The organism is bacterium (assembly GCA_017744355.1).
Taxonomy (GTDB): Bacteria; Cyanobacteriota; Sericytochromatia; order S15B-MN24; family UBA4093; genus JAGIBK01.
Map to the genome: position 1 here is coordinate 37,888 of JAGIBK010000008.1, position 13,609 is coordinate 51,496.

The 13,609-nt window shown below is 68.5% G+C and carries 11 protein-coding genes; 8 read left to right on the forward strand and 3 right to left on the reverse strand.

All coding sequences use genetic code 11. The annotated features are described in order from the left end of the window. Positions 1 to 12: 12 nt before the first annotated feature. Positions 13 to 1,254, reverse strand: coding sequence for a peptidase S8 (locus J7643_17555; protein ID MBO9542401.1), 1,242 nt, complete (start codon positions 1,252 to 1,254; stop codon positions 13 to 15). A gap of 212 nt (positions 1,255 to 1,466) precedes the next feature. On the opposite strand from J7643_17555, the gene hutU reads away from it, so the two are divergent. The 8 genes from hutU to J7643_17595 are packed head-to-tail and all read left to right on the forward strand — an operon-like array spanning position 1,467 to position 10,659. Beyond that, positions 1,467 to 3,176 carry a urocanate hydratase gene (gene hutU, locus J7643_17560; GenBank protein MBO9542402.1) on the forward strand — a complete coding sequence of 570 codons (1,710 nt, stop codon included), beginning with the start codon at positions 1,467 to 1,469 and terminating at the stop codon, positions 3,174 to 3,176. After that, entirely contained in the window at positions 3,106 to 4,485 is a 1,380-nt protein-coding gene (locus tag J7643_17565; GenBank protein MBO9542403.1) for an imidazolonepropionase, read from the forward strand. Before hutU ends, J7643_17565 begins: the two co-directional genes overlap by 71 nt. 21 nt (positions 4,486 to 4,506) lie before the next feature. Further along, positions 4,507 to 5,442: a glutamate formimidoyltransferase gene (gene ftcD, locus J7643_17570; GenBank protein MBO9542404.1), complete on the forward strand. Its 936-nt coding sequence runs from the start codon at positions 4,507 to 4,509 to the stop codon at positions 5,440 to 5,442. Then, positions 5,435 to 6,094 carry a cyclodeaminase/cyclohydrolase family protein gene (locus J7643_17575; protein MBO9542405.1) on the forward strand — a complete coding sequence of 220 codons (660 nt, stop codon included), beginning with the start codon at positions 5,435 to 5,437 and terminating at the stop codon, positions 6,092 to 6,094. The genes ftcD and J7643_17575 overlap by 8 nt, the downstream gene beginning before the upstream one ends. A 15-nt stretch (positions 6,095 to 6,109) precedes the next feature. Then, positions 6,110 to 7,657: a histidine ammonia-lyase gene (gene hutH, locus J7643_17580; GenBank protein MBO9542406.1), complete on the forward strand. Its 1,548-nt coding sequence runs from the start codon at positions 6,110 to 6,112 to the stop codon at positions 7,655 to 7,657. Positions 7,658 to 7,666: 9 nt separating this feature from the next. Then, a complete protein-coding gene (locus J7643_17585) occupies positions 7,667 to 8,356 on the forward strand; it encodes an N-acetylmannosamine-6-phosphate 2-epimerase (protein MBO9542407.1) in 690 nt (229 codons plus the stop codon). Next, the gene (locus tag J7643_17590) at positions 8,337 to 9,305 is read left to right on the forward strand and encodes an ROK family protein (GenBank protein ID MBO9542408.1); all 969 of its coding nucleotides are present in this window, start codon (positions 8,337 to 8,339) and stop codon (positions 9,303 to 9,305) included. The genes J7643_17585 and J7643_17590 overlap by 20 nt, the downstream gene beginning before the upstream one ends. Before the next feature lies 1 nt (position 9,306). After that, entirely contained in the window at positions 9,307 to 10,659 is a 1,353-nt protein-coding gene (locus J7643_17595) for an AMIN domain-containing protein (GenBank protein ID MBO9542409.1), read from the forward strand. Positions 10,660 to 10,735: 76 nt separating this feature from the next. Here the strand turns inward: J7643_17595 and J7643_17600 are convergent, their stop codons facing one another. After that, positions 10,736 to 11,236: a hemerythrin domain-containing protein gene (locus tag J7643_17600; protein ID MBO9542410.1), complete on the reverse strand. Its 501-nt coding sequence runs from the start codon at positions 11,234 to 11,236 to the stop codon at positions 10,736 to 10,738. Between the two features lie 115 nt (positions 11,237 to 11,351). Then, entirely contained in the window at positions 11,352 to 13,535 is a 2,184-nt protein-coding gene (locus tag J7643_17605; protein MBO9542411.1) for a cyclic nucleotide-binding domain-containing protein, read from the reverse strand. Between the last annotated feature and the right edge of the window lie 74 nt (positions 13,536 to 13,609).

The window sequence follows — 13,609 nt, forward strand, 5'->3', positions numbered from 1 at the left end:
AGACGTTGATGCTTACTTCGAGACGGCCTGGAAGGCGTCGATGCGGCCGTTGCCGAAGTACTTGTCGTAGCCCTTGTCGCCGAGATCGGCGGTGCTGGCTTCGACGATCTTCTTGACCTCGGCGGGCGCCATGCCGGGGTGCTGGCTGCGGATCAGGCCGCAGAGACCGGCGACCAGGGGAGCCGCCATCGAGGTGCCCGAGAGGCTCGCGTAGCCGTCCTTGCCGCCGCCGATGGTGACGGGGTAGCTGGGGAAGGTCGAGAGGATGTCGCTGCCGGGGGCCGAGACGCTCATCCAGTTGCCGAAGTTCGAGAAGTTGGAACGGGCATCGCCCTTGGCGGTCGAGCCCACGGCGATGACGCCGGGGAAAGCAGCGGGGAAGCGCTTGCGCTCGATGTTGTTGTTGCCCATGGTGGCCACGACGACGACCTTCTTCTCGAGGGCATAGGCGACGGCCTTGCCGAGGGTCTCGTTCTCGTCGTAGAAGCCGAGGCTCATGTTGATGACGTCGGCGCCGTGGTCGACGGCCCAGATGATGCCGTCAGCGACCGAGCCGGCCGAGCCGGTGCCGTCACCCAGCACCTTGACGGGCATGATCTTGCTGTTGGCAGCGAGGCCCGCGATGCCGAGGCCGTTGTTGGTCGAGGCGGCGGCGATGCCCGCCACGTGGGTGCCGTGGCCCACGTCATCCTTGGGAGCCTGGCCGGGGGTCACCGAGTTGTAGCCGGGGACCAGCTTGCCCTTGAGGTCGGGGTGATCGAGGTCGAGACCCGAGTCGACGATGGCGATGGTGACCTTCTCGCTGCCCATGGTCTTATCCCAGGCGGCGTTCGCGTTCACGGTGTCGAGGGCGTACTGCTGGCCGCGCGAGGGGTCGTTGACCTTGACCTCGTCCATCATCAGAGCGCGGTCGAGCTCGGCGTGAGCGACCGATGCGTCACGGCGAAGCTTCGCGACGAAGGCCTCGGGATCCCCCGAGATGGTGACGACGGCCGAGCCGATCGACGAGAGCGAGCGCTTGACCTTGACGCCGTTGCGGCGCTCGAAAGCCGAGAAGTCGGCCGTGCGGGTCTTGAAGGAGACGAGGACCTGCTTCTTGGAGACGCCGTCGGCCCGGAATTCCTCGGGGTTGAGGCGCATGGGGTTCTGGACGGTCGAGGTCTTGGTGATCGCGTCACCGCCGAAGCCGCAGCCCGTCAGGCCCATGGTGACCGAGGTGATGCCGAGCAGGGCGATGAGAAGCTTCTTTTGCACGTCGACTCCTTCACGAGATAACAAGCGAGAGCGGGTGGGGCGGGCTACGCCCTGGTTGGTTAAGTTATAGGGTTAAGGTGATTTAATCTTGCGTTAAATTTCAAATAATTTCCAGCGATCGCGCCAGGGGCCGCACGGCAGCTCTCGCCTTGCTGTGAATGCCGTGCGATCGTACAATGGCCCTGCTTTCCTAACATGTGAGGTGCCCTTTCATGTCGACCGCCACGCCGACCCAGTCCCCCGAGCTCGCCGATCTGCTCGCGGGCAAGACGCGCATCCCCCTCCGCGCCCCGCGCGGCACCCAGCTCAACTGCAAGGGCTGGGTCCAGGAGGCCGCCCTGCGGATGATGCTCAACAACCTCGATCCCGAGGTGGCCGAGCATCCCGATGAGCTGGTGGTCTACGGCGGATCCGGCAAGGCGGCCCGCAACTGGGAGAGCCTGCGTGCCATCGCCCGCACCCTCATGACCCTCGAGAACGACGAGACCCTCTTGGTCCAGTCCGGCAAGCCGGTCGGCGTCTTCCGCTCCCACGCGGACGCTCCCCGGGTGCTGCTCGCCAACTCCAACCTGGTGCCCGCCTGGGGCAACTGGGAGCACTTCCGCAAGCTCGAGGCCGAGGGCCTCATGATGTTCGGGCAGATGACCGCGGGCAGCTGGATCTACATCGGCACCCAGGGCATCCTCCAGGGCACCTACGAGACCTTCGCGGCCTTGGCGCGCAAGCACTTCGGCGGCACCCTCAAGGGCAAGCTGACCGTCACTGCGGGCCTCGGCGGCATGGGCGGCGCCCAGCCTCTTTCGGTCACCATGAACGAAGGCGTGGTCATCGCCGTCGAGATCGATCCCACCCGCATCCAGCGCCGCATCGAGAAGGGCTACTGCGAGATGGTCGCCGAGTCCGTCGAGGAGGCGCTCGACCAGGCCCGCGGCGCCATGGAGGCGGGCATCCCCCGCTCCATCGCCCTCCTCGGCAACATCGCCGAGGTCCTTCCCAAGCTCCTCAAGCTGGGCGTCGTCCCCGACGTGGTGACCGACCAGACCTCGGCCCACGACCCGCTCACCGGCTACATCCCCGTCGGCCACACGTTGGAGACCGCAGCCGCCCTGCGCGCCAAGGACCCCGAGGCCTACATGGAGCAGGCCCGCGAGTCCATGGCGATCCACGTGCGCGCGATCCTCGAACTCCAGAAGAAGGGCGCCATCGCCTTCGACTACGGCAACAACCTGCGTCAGGTAGCCAAGGACCGCGGCGTCTCGAACGCCTTCGACTACCCCGGCTTCGTGCCCGCCTACATCCGTCCCCTGTTCTGCGAGGGCAAGGGCCCCTTCCGCTGGGCGGCGCTTTCGGGCGATCCCGCGGACATCGCGCGGATCGACGCGCTCATCCTCGAGGAGTTCGCCGACAACGAGGCGCTCTGCCGCTGGATCAAGCTCGCCGGCGAACAGGTGCAGTTCCAGGGCCTGCCCGCCCGCATCTGCTGGCTGGGCTACGGCGATCGCGCCCGCCTCGGCCGTCGCATCAACGACCTGGTCGCCGCGGGCGAGGTCTCGGCCCCCATCGTCATCGGCCGTGACCACCTGGACTGCGGCTCGGTGGCGAGCCCCAACCGCGAGACCGAGGCCATGCTGGACGGCACCGACGCCGTGTCGGACTGGGTCTTCCTCAACGCCATGATCAACTCGGTGGGCGGCGCCAGCTGGGTCAGCCTGCACCACGGCGGCGGGGTCGGCATCGGCTACTCGCAGCACGCGGGCATGGTCATCGTCGCCGACGGCACCCCCGAGGCCGACGCGCGTCTCAGCCGCGTTCTGACCTCGGATCCCGGCATGGGCGTCATCCGCCATGCGGATGCGGGCTATCCTGAAGCGATCGCCTGCGCCGAAGCCAAGGGCGTGCGCCTGCCCATGCGGGAGGCCTAAGGTGAGAGACGCTTCCACCTTCCACGCGGACCTGGTCGTCCGCAACGCGGCTCAGCTGGTCACCATCTCGGGCAGCGGCCGTCCCCGCAGCGGCCATCAGCAGGGCCACCTCGCGATCATCCCCGACGGGGCGGTTGCGATCGCTGACGGTGAGATCATCGCCGTCGGCACCACCGACGAGGTCATGACCAGCGGCGCGGTCGACGCGGACACCGCCGAGATGGACGCCCGCGGCTGCGTCGTCACCCCCGGTTTGATCGACTCGCATACCCACCTGGTCTTCGGCGGCAGCCGCGAGCGCGAGTTCGAGCTGCGCGCCCGGGGCGCCACCTACGCCGAGATCATGGCGGCGGGCGGCGGCATCTACTCGACGGTGAAGAAGACCCGCGAGGCCTCCGCCGATACCCTCTACCGCAAGGCCGAGCGTCACCTCGCGACCATGCTCGCTTACGGCACGACCACCGTCGAGGCCAAGAGCGGCTACGGCCTCGACTTCGACACCGAGCTCAAGCAGCTCGAGGTGCTCGAGAAGCTCAACCGCCACCAGCCCATCGACGTGGTGCCGACCTTCATGGGGGCCCACGCGGTGCCCGAGGGCGAGGACGCCGACGCCTACGTCGACTGGCTCTGCACCGAGGCCATCCCCCGCATCGCCATCCGCGGCCTGGCGCGCTTCTGCGACGTGTTCTGCGAGAAGGGGGTCTTCACCCCCGAGCAGACCGCCAAGATCCTGCGCGCCGCCCAGCGCCAGAACCTCGGGGCCAAGCTGCACGCCGACGAGCTGTGCGACACCGGCGGGGCCATGCTCGCCGCCGAGCTGGGCGCCGTCTCGGCCGACCACCTCCACTGCGCCAACGAGGAAGGCCTCGCCGCCATGGCCAAGAAGGGGGTCGTTGCGACCCTCCTGCCCGGCACGGCGGTCTTCCTCGGCATGCGCGAGCACGCCAAGGCCCGCCGCATGGTCGAGCTGGGCGTGCCCGTGGCGCTCGCGACCGACTTCAACCCCGGCTCGTGCTACAGCGAGTCCATGAGCCTGATGATGTCGTTCGCTTGCACCCAGCTCAAGCTGACCCCCGCCGAGGCCCTGGTCGCTGCGACCATCAACGCGGCCCACGCCGTTTCGCGCGGCCACCACGTCGGCAGCCTGGAAGTCGGCAAGCTGGGCGACCTGGTCCTCTGGGACGCCGACGACTACCGGATGATCCCCTACCACATGGGCGTGAACCTCGTGAAGACGGTCGTCAAGCGCGGCAAGGTCGTCCACCGCGCCGGCGGCATGCCCTCCAAGACTGTTGCGCAGGAAGTCTAGAAAGAAAGGTTGCCAGTTTCAATGTCGAAGCTGATCGAATGCGTCCCCAACTTCAGCGAAGGCCGTCGCCCCGAGGTGATCGAGGCCGTCTGCCAGTCGGTCTCGAACGTGCCCGGCGTGATCCTGCTCGACAAGTCGAGCGACTACGACCACAACCGCACGGTGCTGACCCTGGTCGGCTCCCCTGACGGCCTCAAGACCGCTGTCCTCGCCCTCTACGAAGCGGCGCTCAAGCACATCGACCTGCGCGAGCACCAGGGCGAGCACCCCCGCATGGGCGCGGTGGACGTGGTGCCCTTCATTCCCATCCGCAACGCCTCGATGGAGGACTGCGTGGCCCTCTCCAAGGAGGTCGCCGCCCTGGTCGCCGAGCGCTTCGACGTGCCCGTCTTCCTCTACGCCGAGGCCGCCTCGGATCCCGGTCGCAAGGTGCTCGCCGCCATCCGCAAGGGTGAGTTCGAGGGCATGGCCGAGAAGATGCAGGATCCGGCCTGGAAGCCCGACTTCGGTCCCCACGCGCCCCACGCCAGCGCCGGCGTTTCGGCCATCGGGGCTCGCTTCTTCCTGGTCGCCTACAACCTCCAGCTCGACACGCCCGACCTCAAGGTCGCCCAGGCGATCGCCAAGGCCGTGCGCGCCAGCTCCGGCGGCCTGATGAACGTCCAGGGCATGGGCGTCTTCCTCGCGGACCGCAACCAGGCCCAGGTCTCCATGAACCTCCTCAACTACGAGAAGACCCCGATCCACCGCGTGCAGGAGCTGGTCAAGGCCGAGGCCGCCCGCTACGGCGCCCGGGTCATGAGCGCCGAGATCGTCGGTCTCATCCCCCAGGCCGCCCTCCTGGAAGCCGCCGCCTACTACTTGCAGGTGGAGAACTGGAACCCCAACCTCGTGCTGGAGAATGCCATGCTCGACAAGGCCAGCCAGCAGTCGAACGGAGCGATCGCCCATGTCTAACGCCCTCAGCGCCAAGCCCCTCGTCGAGCTTCCCGTCAACGACTTCCTGCGCCGCCTCGCCGGCTCGGATCCCACCCCCGGCGGCGGCAGCGCCTCGGCCCTGGCGGGTGCGGTCGCGGCCTCGCTGGTCACCATGGTCGGCGGCCTGACCACCGGCCGCGCGGGCTTCGAAGAAGTCGCCGAGACCATCGAGATCATGGTCGAGCAGGGTCACCAGATCGCCACGGTCCTGACCGCGGCGGTGGACCGCGACGCGGCCGCCTACGACCAGGTGACGGCGGCCTTCAAGCTCCCCAAGGCCACCGACGAGGAAAAGGCCGCTCGCTCGGCCGCCATTCAGGCGGCCATGACCCATGCGGCCGACGTGCCCTTCGAAGTGGCCGAGGAGTGCCTGGCCGCTGCGGAGCTCGCCATGATCGCCCTCGAGAAGGGCAACCCCAACGCCACCTCCGACGCGTCGGTGGCCCTCCTGCAGGCCCTGACCGGCCTCGAGGGCGCGGTCCTCAACGTCGCCATCAACCTGGACTCGATCAAGGACGCGACCTACGTGACCGAGAAGAAGGCCGAGCTCAAGCGCCTCATGACGCGCGCCGACGAGCTTCGCGCCGCCAACTGGCAGATCGTCCGCGGCCGTTTCCAGGCCCTGTCCTAAGAATCAGAGGATCCCATGGCGACCATCACCGACCAGCTGCCCCTGACCCTCGACGGTGAGAGCCTCTCCGTCGAGGACGTCGTCCGTGTTGCCCGTGAGCGGGCCACCGTCTCCTTGGACGAGGCCTCCATGGCCCGGGTCGAGGCGTCCCGTGCCTACGTGGACACCTTGATCGCCGAGGACCGCGTGGTCTACGGCATCACGACGGGCTTCGGCTACTTCAAGGAGCGCAAGATCAGCCCTGAGGCGGTCGAGCAGCTCCAGCACAACCTGATCGTGAGCCACTCGGCCGGCGTGGGCGAGCCCCTGAGCGTCGAGACCGTGCGCGCCATGCTCCTCTTGCGCGCGAACGCCCTCGCCAAGGGCTACTCGGGGATTCGCCCCGAGACCCTGCGGCTTCTTGTCGAGATGCTCAACCGCGGCGTCCACCCCCGGATCCCCTCGCAGGGTTCGGTGGGGGCGAGCGGCGACCTGTCGCCCCTGAGCCACCTCGCGCTCGTCATGATTGGCGAGGGCGAGGCCGAGGTCGGTGGTAAGGTGCTGCCCGGGGCCGAGGCGCTCGCCTCGGTGGGCCTCAGCCCCATCAAGCTCGGCGCCAAGGAGGGCCTCGCCCTCATCAACGGCACCCAGGCCATGACGGCCCTGGGGGCCTTGACCCTCTCGCGCGCCCAGCGGCTCGCCAAGCTCGCCGACGTGGCCTGCGGCATGACCCTCGAAGCGACCCTCGGTTCGCCTCGCGCCTATCTGCCCCACTTCCACGCCCTGCGGCCCCACCCGGGCCAGCAGGCGAGCGCTCGGAACATGACCCGCCTGACGGCTGATAGCGAGCTGGTCGCCTCTCATGAGGGCTGCGACCAGGTCCAGGATGCCTACTCACTGCGCTGCGCGCCCCAGGTCCACGGCGCGAGCCGCGACGCCATCGACTACGGCGCCAAGGTCGTCGGCATCGAGCTCAACTCGGCCACCGACAACCCGCTGATCTTCGCCGACCGCGACGAAGTGCTGACGGGCGGTCACTTCCACGGTCAGCCGGTGGCGCTCGCCATGGACTTCCTGGCGATCGCCCTGTCCGAGCTCGCCAACATCTCGGAGCGCCGCGTCGAGCGCCTGGTCAACGCCACCTACTCGAACGGCCTGCCCATGTTCCTCTCGGAGGAAGGCGGCCTCAACTCGGGTTACATGGTTGCCCAGTACACCGCGGCGTCGCTGGTGAGCGAGAACAAGGTCCTCGCCCACCCCTCTTCGGTCGACTCCATCCCGACCTCGGCCGGTCAGGAGGACCACGTCAGCATGGGCACCACCGCGGCGCGCAAGGCGGTCAACGTCTGCGACAACGTCGAGCGGGTGCTCGCGATCGAGTTCCTGTGCGCCGCTCAGGCCCACGACTTCCGCAAGATCCCGGCGGGCACCGGCAGCGCCGCCGCTTTCGCTGCGATCCGCAAGGTGGTCCCCTACCTCGCCGCCGATCGGGTCGTCGCCAAGGACATCGAGGCGATGGTGTCGATCATGCGGGACGGCTCGCTGCTCGCGGCGGTCGAGGCCGCCTGCGGGGAGCTGGAGTAGGCGGTGGAGCTGCGCGATCGCCTCAAGGGAGGCCTGATCGTCTCGTGCCAGGCCGGTCATGACGAGCCGCTACACGGCTCGGCCATCATGGCCGCCATGGCGCGGGCCGCTGCTCAGAGCGGGGCCGTGGCCATCCGGGCTGAGGGCCCCTCGGACATCCGCGCCATCCGCGCGGCGGTGGATCTTCCCATCGTGGGCCTCTACAAGATCCGCAAGCCCGAGTGGGAGATCTACATCACCCCGACCCTCGAGTCGGCCCGCGAGGTCGCCGAGGCGGGCGCCGATTTCATCGCGATCGACGCCACCACCGAGCGGCGTCCCGACGGCCTCACCCTCGAAGAGACCATCCGGCGCATCAAGGAAGAGCTGGGGCGTCCCGTCTTCGCCGACGTCTCGACCCTCGAAGAGGGCCTGCGCGCCGAAGCCCTGGGGGCATCGCTCGTAGGCACCACCCTTTCCGGGTACACTCCCCAGAGCCCCAAGCAGGAAGGGCCTGATTGGCGCCTTCTTGAGGACCTCACGCGTCGTCTTACGATCCCCGTGATCATGGAAGGCCGCATCTGGGAGCCCGCCGAGGCCCGCCAGGCCCTCGAACGGGGTGCCTGGGCCGTGGTGGTGGGATCCGCCATCACCCGCCCGCAACTGATCACCGAACGCTTCTTGAAGGAGATGCGCCGCCATGGCCACGAACCTCGCTGACGCCTACGCCCTCGGCCTCGACCTGGGGGGGACCAAGATCCTCGCCGGCCTGGTGGATGGTGAAGGCCGCGTGCACGCCGAGTGGCGCCTGCCGACTCCGACCGAGGGCGGCGGCCCTGCCATCCTGGCGGCCCTGGTCGAAGGGGTGGGCACCCTCAAGGCCGAGCTGAGCGCCGAGCAGCGCGCGCGGCTCGTCGGCGTGGGCGTGAGCAGCGCCGGTCACGTCAACCATGCGACCGGCGTGGTCGAGTACTGCACCCCCAACCTGCCCGGCTGGTCGGGCACCCACGTGACCGAGGCCTTGGAGCGGGCGCACGGCATTCCGGCGTGCGCGGACAACGACGCCAACTGTGCCGCCTTCGGCGAGTACTGGGTGGGTGCTGGCAAGGGGGTTCGGAACCTCGTGGCCCTCACCATCGGCACGGGCCTGGGCGGCGGGATCATCGCCAACGGCGAGATGGTGCGCGGGGCGCGTGGCGGCGGGGCCGAGATCGGTCACTTCATCCTGGTCCCGGACGGCCTGCCCTGCAATTGCGGCCAGAACGGCTGCATCGAGTCCTACGTCTCCGGCACGGCGCTCACCAAGGCCGCGGCGCGCGCGGGGCACTGGAGCCCCTCGCCTTCGAGCCACCAGGTCTTTGAGATGGCCCGCGCGGGCGACGAGAAGGCGCTCGGCCTGGTGCGCGACATGGTCCGAAACTTCGCCCTCGGGCTCGTGACCGTCATCGCCTTCCTCGACCCCGAGCGGATCGTGGTGGGCGGCGGCGTCAGCGAGCAGGCCGATCTCTTCCTGCCCCTGGTGCGCGAGCAGCTCCCCGCCCTGTACGGTGAGCGCGGCTGGGACGCATCGGCCCTGGTGCCGGCGACCCTCGGCGCGCGCGCGGGCATGATCGGGGCGGCTGGCCAAGCTTTCGCCCGCTTCGGCGCCCAAGCGACGGTGGTGCGCTAACTTGAAGCGCCTCCTGCTGGCGCTGGCGCTCGCCATCGCCACGCCCCTTCCCGTCTACGCCGCGGCCTCCTACGTGGGGGCCGTGCGCTACGACGATGCCAAGCGCACCTTCACCATCGAGACCACCGGCACGCCCCTGGTCCAGACCAAGCGCCTGATCAACCCCGATCGGCTGGTCATCGACGTGCGCGACGCGGCCCTCGCCGTGAACGCCCAGCAGGGCCAGGCGGTTACCAGCCGCCGGATCCGGGGTTTCTCGGTCTCGCAGGTGGCGGGCAATCCCGAGATCGTGCGCGTAGTCGTCGAGTTGCAGCCCAAGGTGGAGCCCCTGATCGCGGTGCGGCAGTCGCCGGGCCGTATCACCATCACCCTGGAGCAGCCGCCGGTCCCCAAGGGCGAGCGCGAGCTCGAAACCCTTCCCCCCATGGCGGACAACCTGCGCCTGCCGGAGCCCGAATCGATCGTGCTACCGAGTGCGACGCCCGCTCCCGGTAAGCAAGCTGGGGGTGCCCAGGCGAGCGATCTTCCGGCCCCTTCGGCGCCGACGGGCGAGGTCATCAAGGTGGCGGCCCCGCCCCCTGTGGAGCGGCCGATCGTTCCTGTCGTCCGGACCGAAAAGCCCGCCCCGTCGCCATCTCCGAGCTGGCAGCGCCCCACCCTGGAGCCCATCACGGTGGAGCCGCCCGAGGAGGAAGAGGCGCCGGCCGAAAAGGTGGAGTGGGGTTTCGGTTCGACCGTCATGCTGCGCTGGCAGCAGCTCGAAGCCCTGGACGACTACGGCGCTTCGACGGGGCCCGTCTTCGCCTACCCTGCGGGGATCAACGGCGTCGAGCTGCGCCACTGGGTCACGCCCTGGGTCGGCTTCGGCCTCGACTCGCGCCTCTTGACCTACGACATGGCCGCCGAGGGCGTGAGCCTCAACCGCACCGACCTGATGCTCCTGCCGGCTCTGGTCGCGCGCTATCCACTGCTCGACGGCCGCATCGAGCCCACCCTGCACCTGGGCTACATGGCGCGTCAGATCACCGCCTACTCCCACACGCTGGGCGCGACCCTGCCCTTTTCACCCACCCAGTTCCACCACGGCTACGCCTTGGGCCTGGGGGGGCGTTTCCGCCTGCTCCCCGCCCTCTCCCTGCAACTGGACTACCTGCTTCTGCCCAGCGTCAACGGGAACCTCTTCCAGGGCTTCGGGAACGTCTTCCCGCTCTCTCAGAGCCGCTACACCGCCGAGCTCATGCTCGACGTGGGGCCCGGCTACCTCTCGATGGGCTACACGGGAGACGCCGCCAGGGGGAGCGCCTATTCCCAGTTCCTCAACGGGATTCTCATCGGAGCGGGTTGGAATTACTGACCCGACGCGTGCCCCTACTTCTATTTACGCGATGCGGGCCGCCCTACACGGGCGGCCCGCATCGCTTTGAGGCTGCTCAAGAAGATTTGCTGCGGGCCTCGACCGGGGCTTCGGGGGCCATGGTGACGCGGAGCTGCTGGACCTTCTCCTGGGCGCCCGCCTTGGCCTTGTCGAGCTGCTCGCCGAGCCGGTTGAGCTCGCCTGCCGCCAGGTGCTCGCGCGCCTCGGGGAACATCTCGCCCTCCTCCTCGCGCACGTGGTGCTGCACCAGCTCCTTGAGCTTGGTCACCCTGTTGGCGAGACCCTGATCGCTCGCCTGCATCTGGATCAGGTCGCTCAGGAGCTGCTTCACCTGGCGGTGCTCCTCGAGGGCCTCGTCGACCTTCTCTTGGTCCTTGGTCGCTTTGCCGAAGGCCGGGTAGAAGATCGTCTCCTCGATCTGCGCGTGGACGTTGAGCTCGTCGTACAGCTGCTGCACGATCGCTTTCTTGGCGATCTGCTCCTTGAGGGTTTCGAACTTCTCGAACAGCGCGTCGACGCGTCGGTGATCGTCGGTCAGCAGACGGATGGCATCCATGGCTTCCCCCTCGTCATGTCGGCGGCGCAAGCGCTCGCCGGGATGGGCTCCGATGGCCGCAACCCTATCATGGGGGCCGTCGGAGCGCGTACAGGAGAGCGAACCGTTTGGGGGGTTAGACCGCAGGCAGGTAGTGGCGCTGCTTGACCAGCTCCTGCAGGGCCGAGAGGACCTGCGGATGCTTGCTGCCGATGCTGCGGATGTCCTGGGGCGAGAGCTTGAGCAGGGTGCAGGGCTCGAGGGTGCGCACCGTGGCCGAGCGCTTGGGGGTGAAGCCGCCCGCGACCCCTTCGCCGAAGAGGTCGTTCTCGCGCAGCACCGGCGCCTCGGCCAGATCCGGGGCCTCGACCCGCAGGCTTCCGCTCACGACCAGGTAGCACGCGTCGTCGGCGGCCCCTTCGGTGATGACCACCTGCTCGGGCCCCATCTGCACCTGCTGGAGGCGCAGGGAGAAGGCGTTGAGGGTGTAGGCGTCCAGCCCGGAGAAGACCGTGCTACGCGCCATGGCCGCGCGGTTCTCCCACAGGCGGCGCAGGCGATCGCTCAAGAGCTCGCGGCCCTCGCGAAGGGCGATGGCGTCCTCGCTGGCGAGCATGGCCTTGAAGGAGGTCCCCGGGATCGCGAGCAACCGTCCCGGCGTGGTGGCGAGCACCGTGGCGGCACGCTTGCCGGCCGCATCGAGCAGGGCCTGCTCGCCGAAGAAGTCACCGGCGCGCAGCTGCGCGACGATCGAACCGTTCATGTGGACGTCGAAGAAGCCGTGGGTGACCAGGTAGAAGCAGCCGTCCTCGGCTACGCTCCCCTGCTGGATGACCACCTCGCCGGCGGCGGGCTCGCGCACGAGGGCCTCGCGGGCGAAGCGCTCTGCCCACTCACCGGGGGCGCTCAGGTGCCAGGCTTCGAGGGTGCGACCGATCTTTCCGGCGTTACGAGCGGCCGCGCCGAGGTTTCCCAGTTCGAACAGCTGTAGCGGCTGCGCCAGGGCGAAGCGCTCTTCGTACTGCGGCGGCAGGGTGTGGCGGTGCGCCAGCACCAGGTTGTCGTGGTCTTCCAGGTGCAGGAAGTCCTCGATGTAGCCGTGGATGGTGGCCTCGCCCGCGTCCACGATGACCTTTTGGCCCTTGAGGAGGGCTTCGAGGGAATCGAAGCGCGCCTGGTCGATGATCCCCTTGTCGCGCATGTCGATGAGCTGGCGGTGACCGGCGGTGTCGCTCGTGATCACGAGCTCCTCGTCGCCGACCGTGATGGTGACCCCGACGCAGGGCACCGAGTGGCAGGCGTCATGGAAGTCGAGGCGGGCGCCGTCGAGCAAAAGCGGGGTGCCGGGGACGATCTCGCGGAAGCGGAAGTAGCCCTCGACCGCCTTCTCGTCGATGTTCAGGATGGCCGCGAGCTTGATCGAGAGACAGGCCCAGACCTCGCGGGTGGTGTAGAGGTCGATGGGCTCGCCCTCCCGGGCGAAGGTCATCAGGTCGCCGGTGTGGTCGTCGTGGATGTGGGAGATGAAGAGGGCTCGGATCTGGTCGACTCCCACCCCGAAGTGCGCGAGGGTGCGGTGGACGTAAGGCGAGCAGTCGATCAGGTAGTGGGCGCCGTCGAGGGTCATCAGGTAGCTGGTGCTGGGGGCCACGTGCTGAAAAGCACCCGCCGCTCCCAGGATCCGCACCGAGAAGGGCTCGGACGAAGCGAGCTCCGAAACCTCGGGGATGCTCCAGGCCGGTCCTTGCAGGCCGGTGTCGGCCGACAGGTCGAGGATGACTTCCTCGCCGCCCTCGCGGACCACGTAGCGCAGGCCGTCCAGGCGCTCGATCTCCGTCTCGCCGAACGTTACCTTGCCCGCAGCATCCCAGGTGCGCTGGTCGAGGAAGCGGTCGGTCGGGATGATCTCGCCTTGCTTGTCCCGCAGGGCGAAGTAGTCGCATTCGCGCTTGAGCATGGCCGCGCGCGCCGGGTCCAGGTCGCGTGCGAGGACCTCGGGGGTCATGCCCAAGAGGGAGATGTCCATCAGGCGCGAAGCGCGCGAGACTTGGCTCTCGGTGCCCACGAAGGCCAGGGGCTCCTTGACCGAGAGGGTGGCGAAGTCGAAGTTACGGTTGAAGAAGACATGCCCGAAGAACAGGAACTCGGGCACCATCTGGGGGAGGCGATCGCGCAGCACCGCGTCGGTGAAGATCACGACGTTCGGCCATGCGAGCCCGCGCTGCATGAGGTGCTGGTGGATCTCGGGAAACGTGCCCAGGAGAATCCGATGCGTTTGGGTCGCGACGTAGGCGGCGCCAGGGAATCGAACGACATGCATGGGGCGCGGGCTCCTTTCCCGAGACTATTCTACCCAGCTTGGTTGAAAGAATGCTGAGAGTCGTTCACATGTCG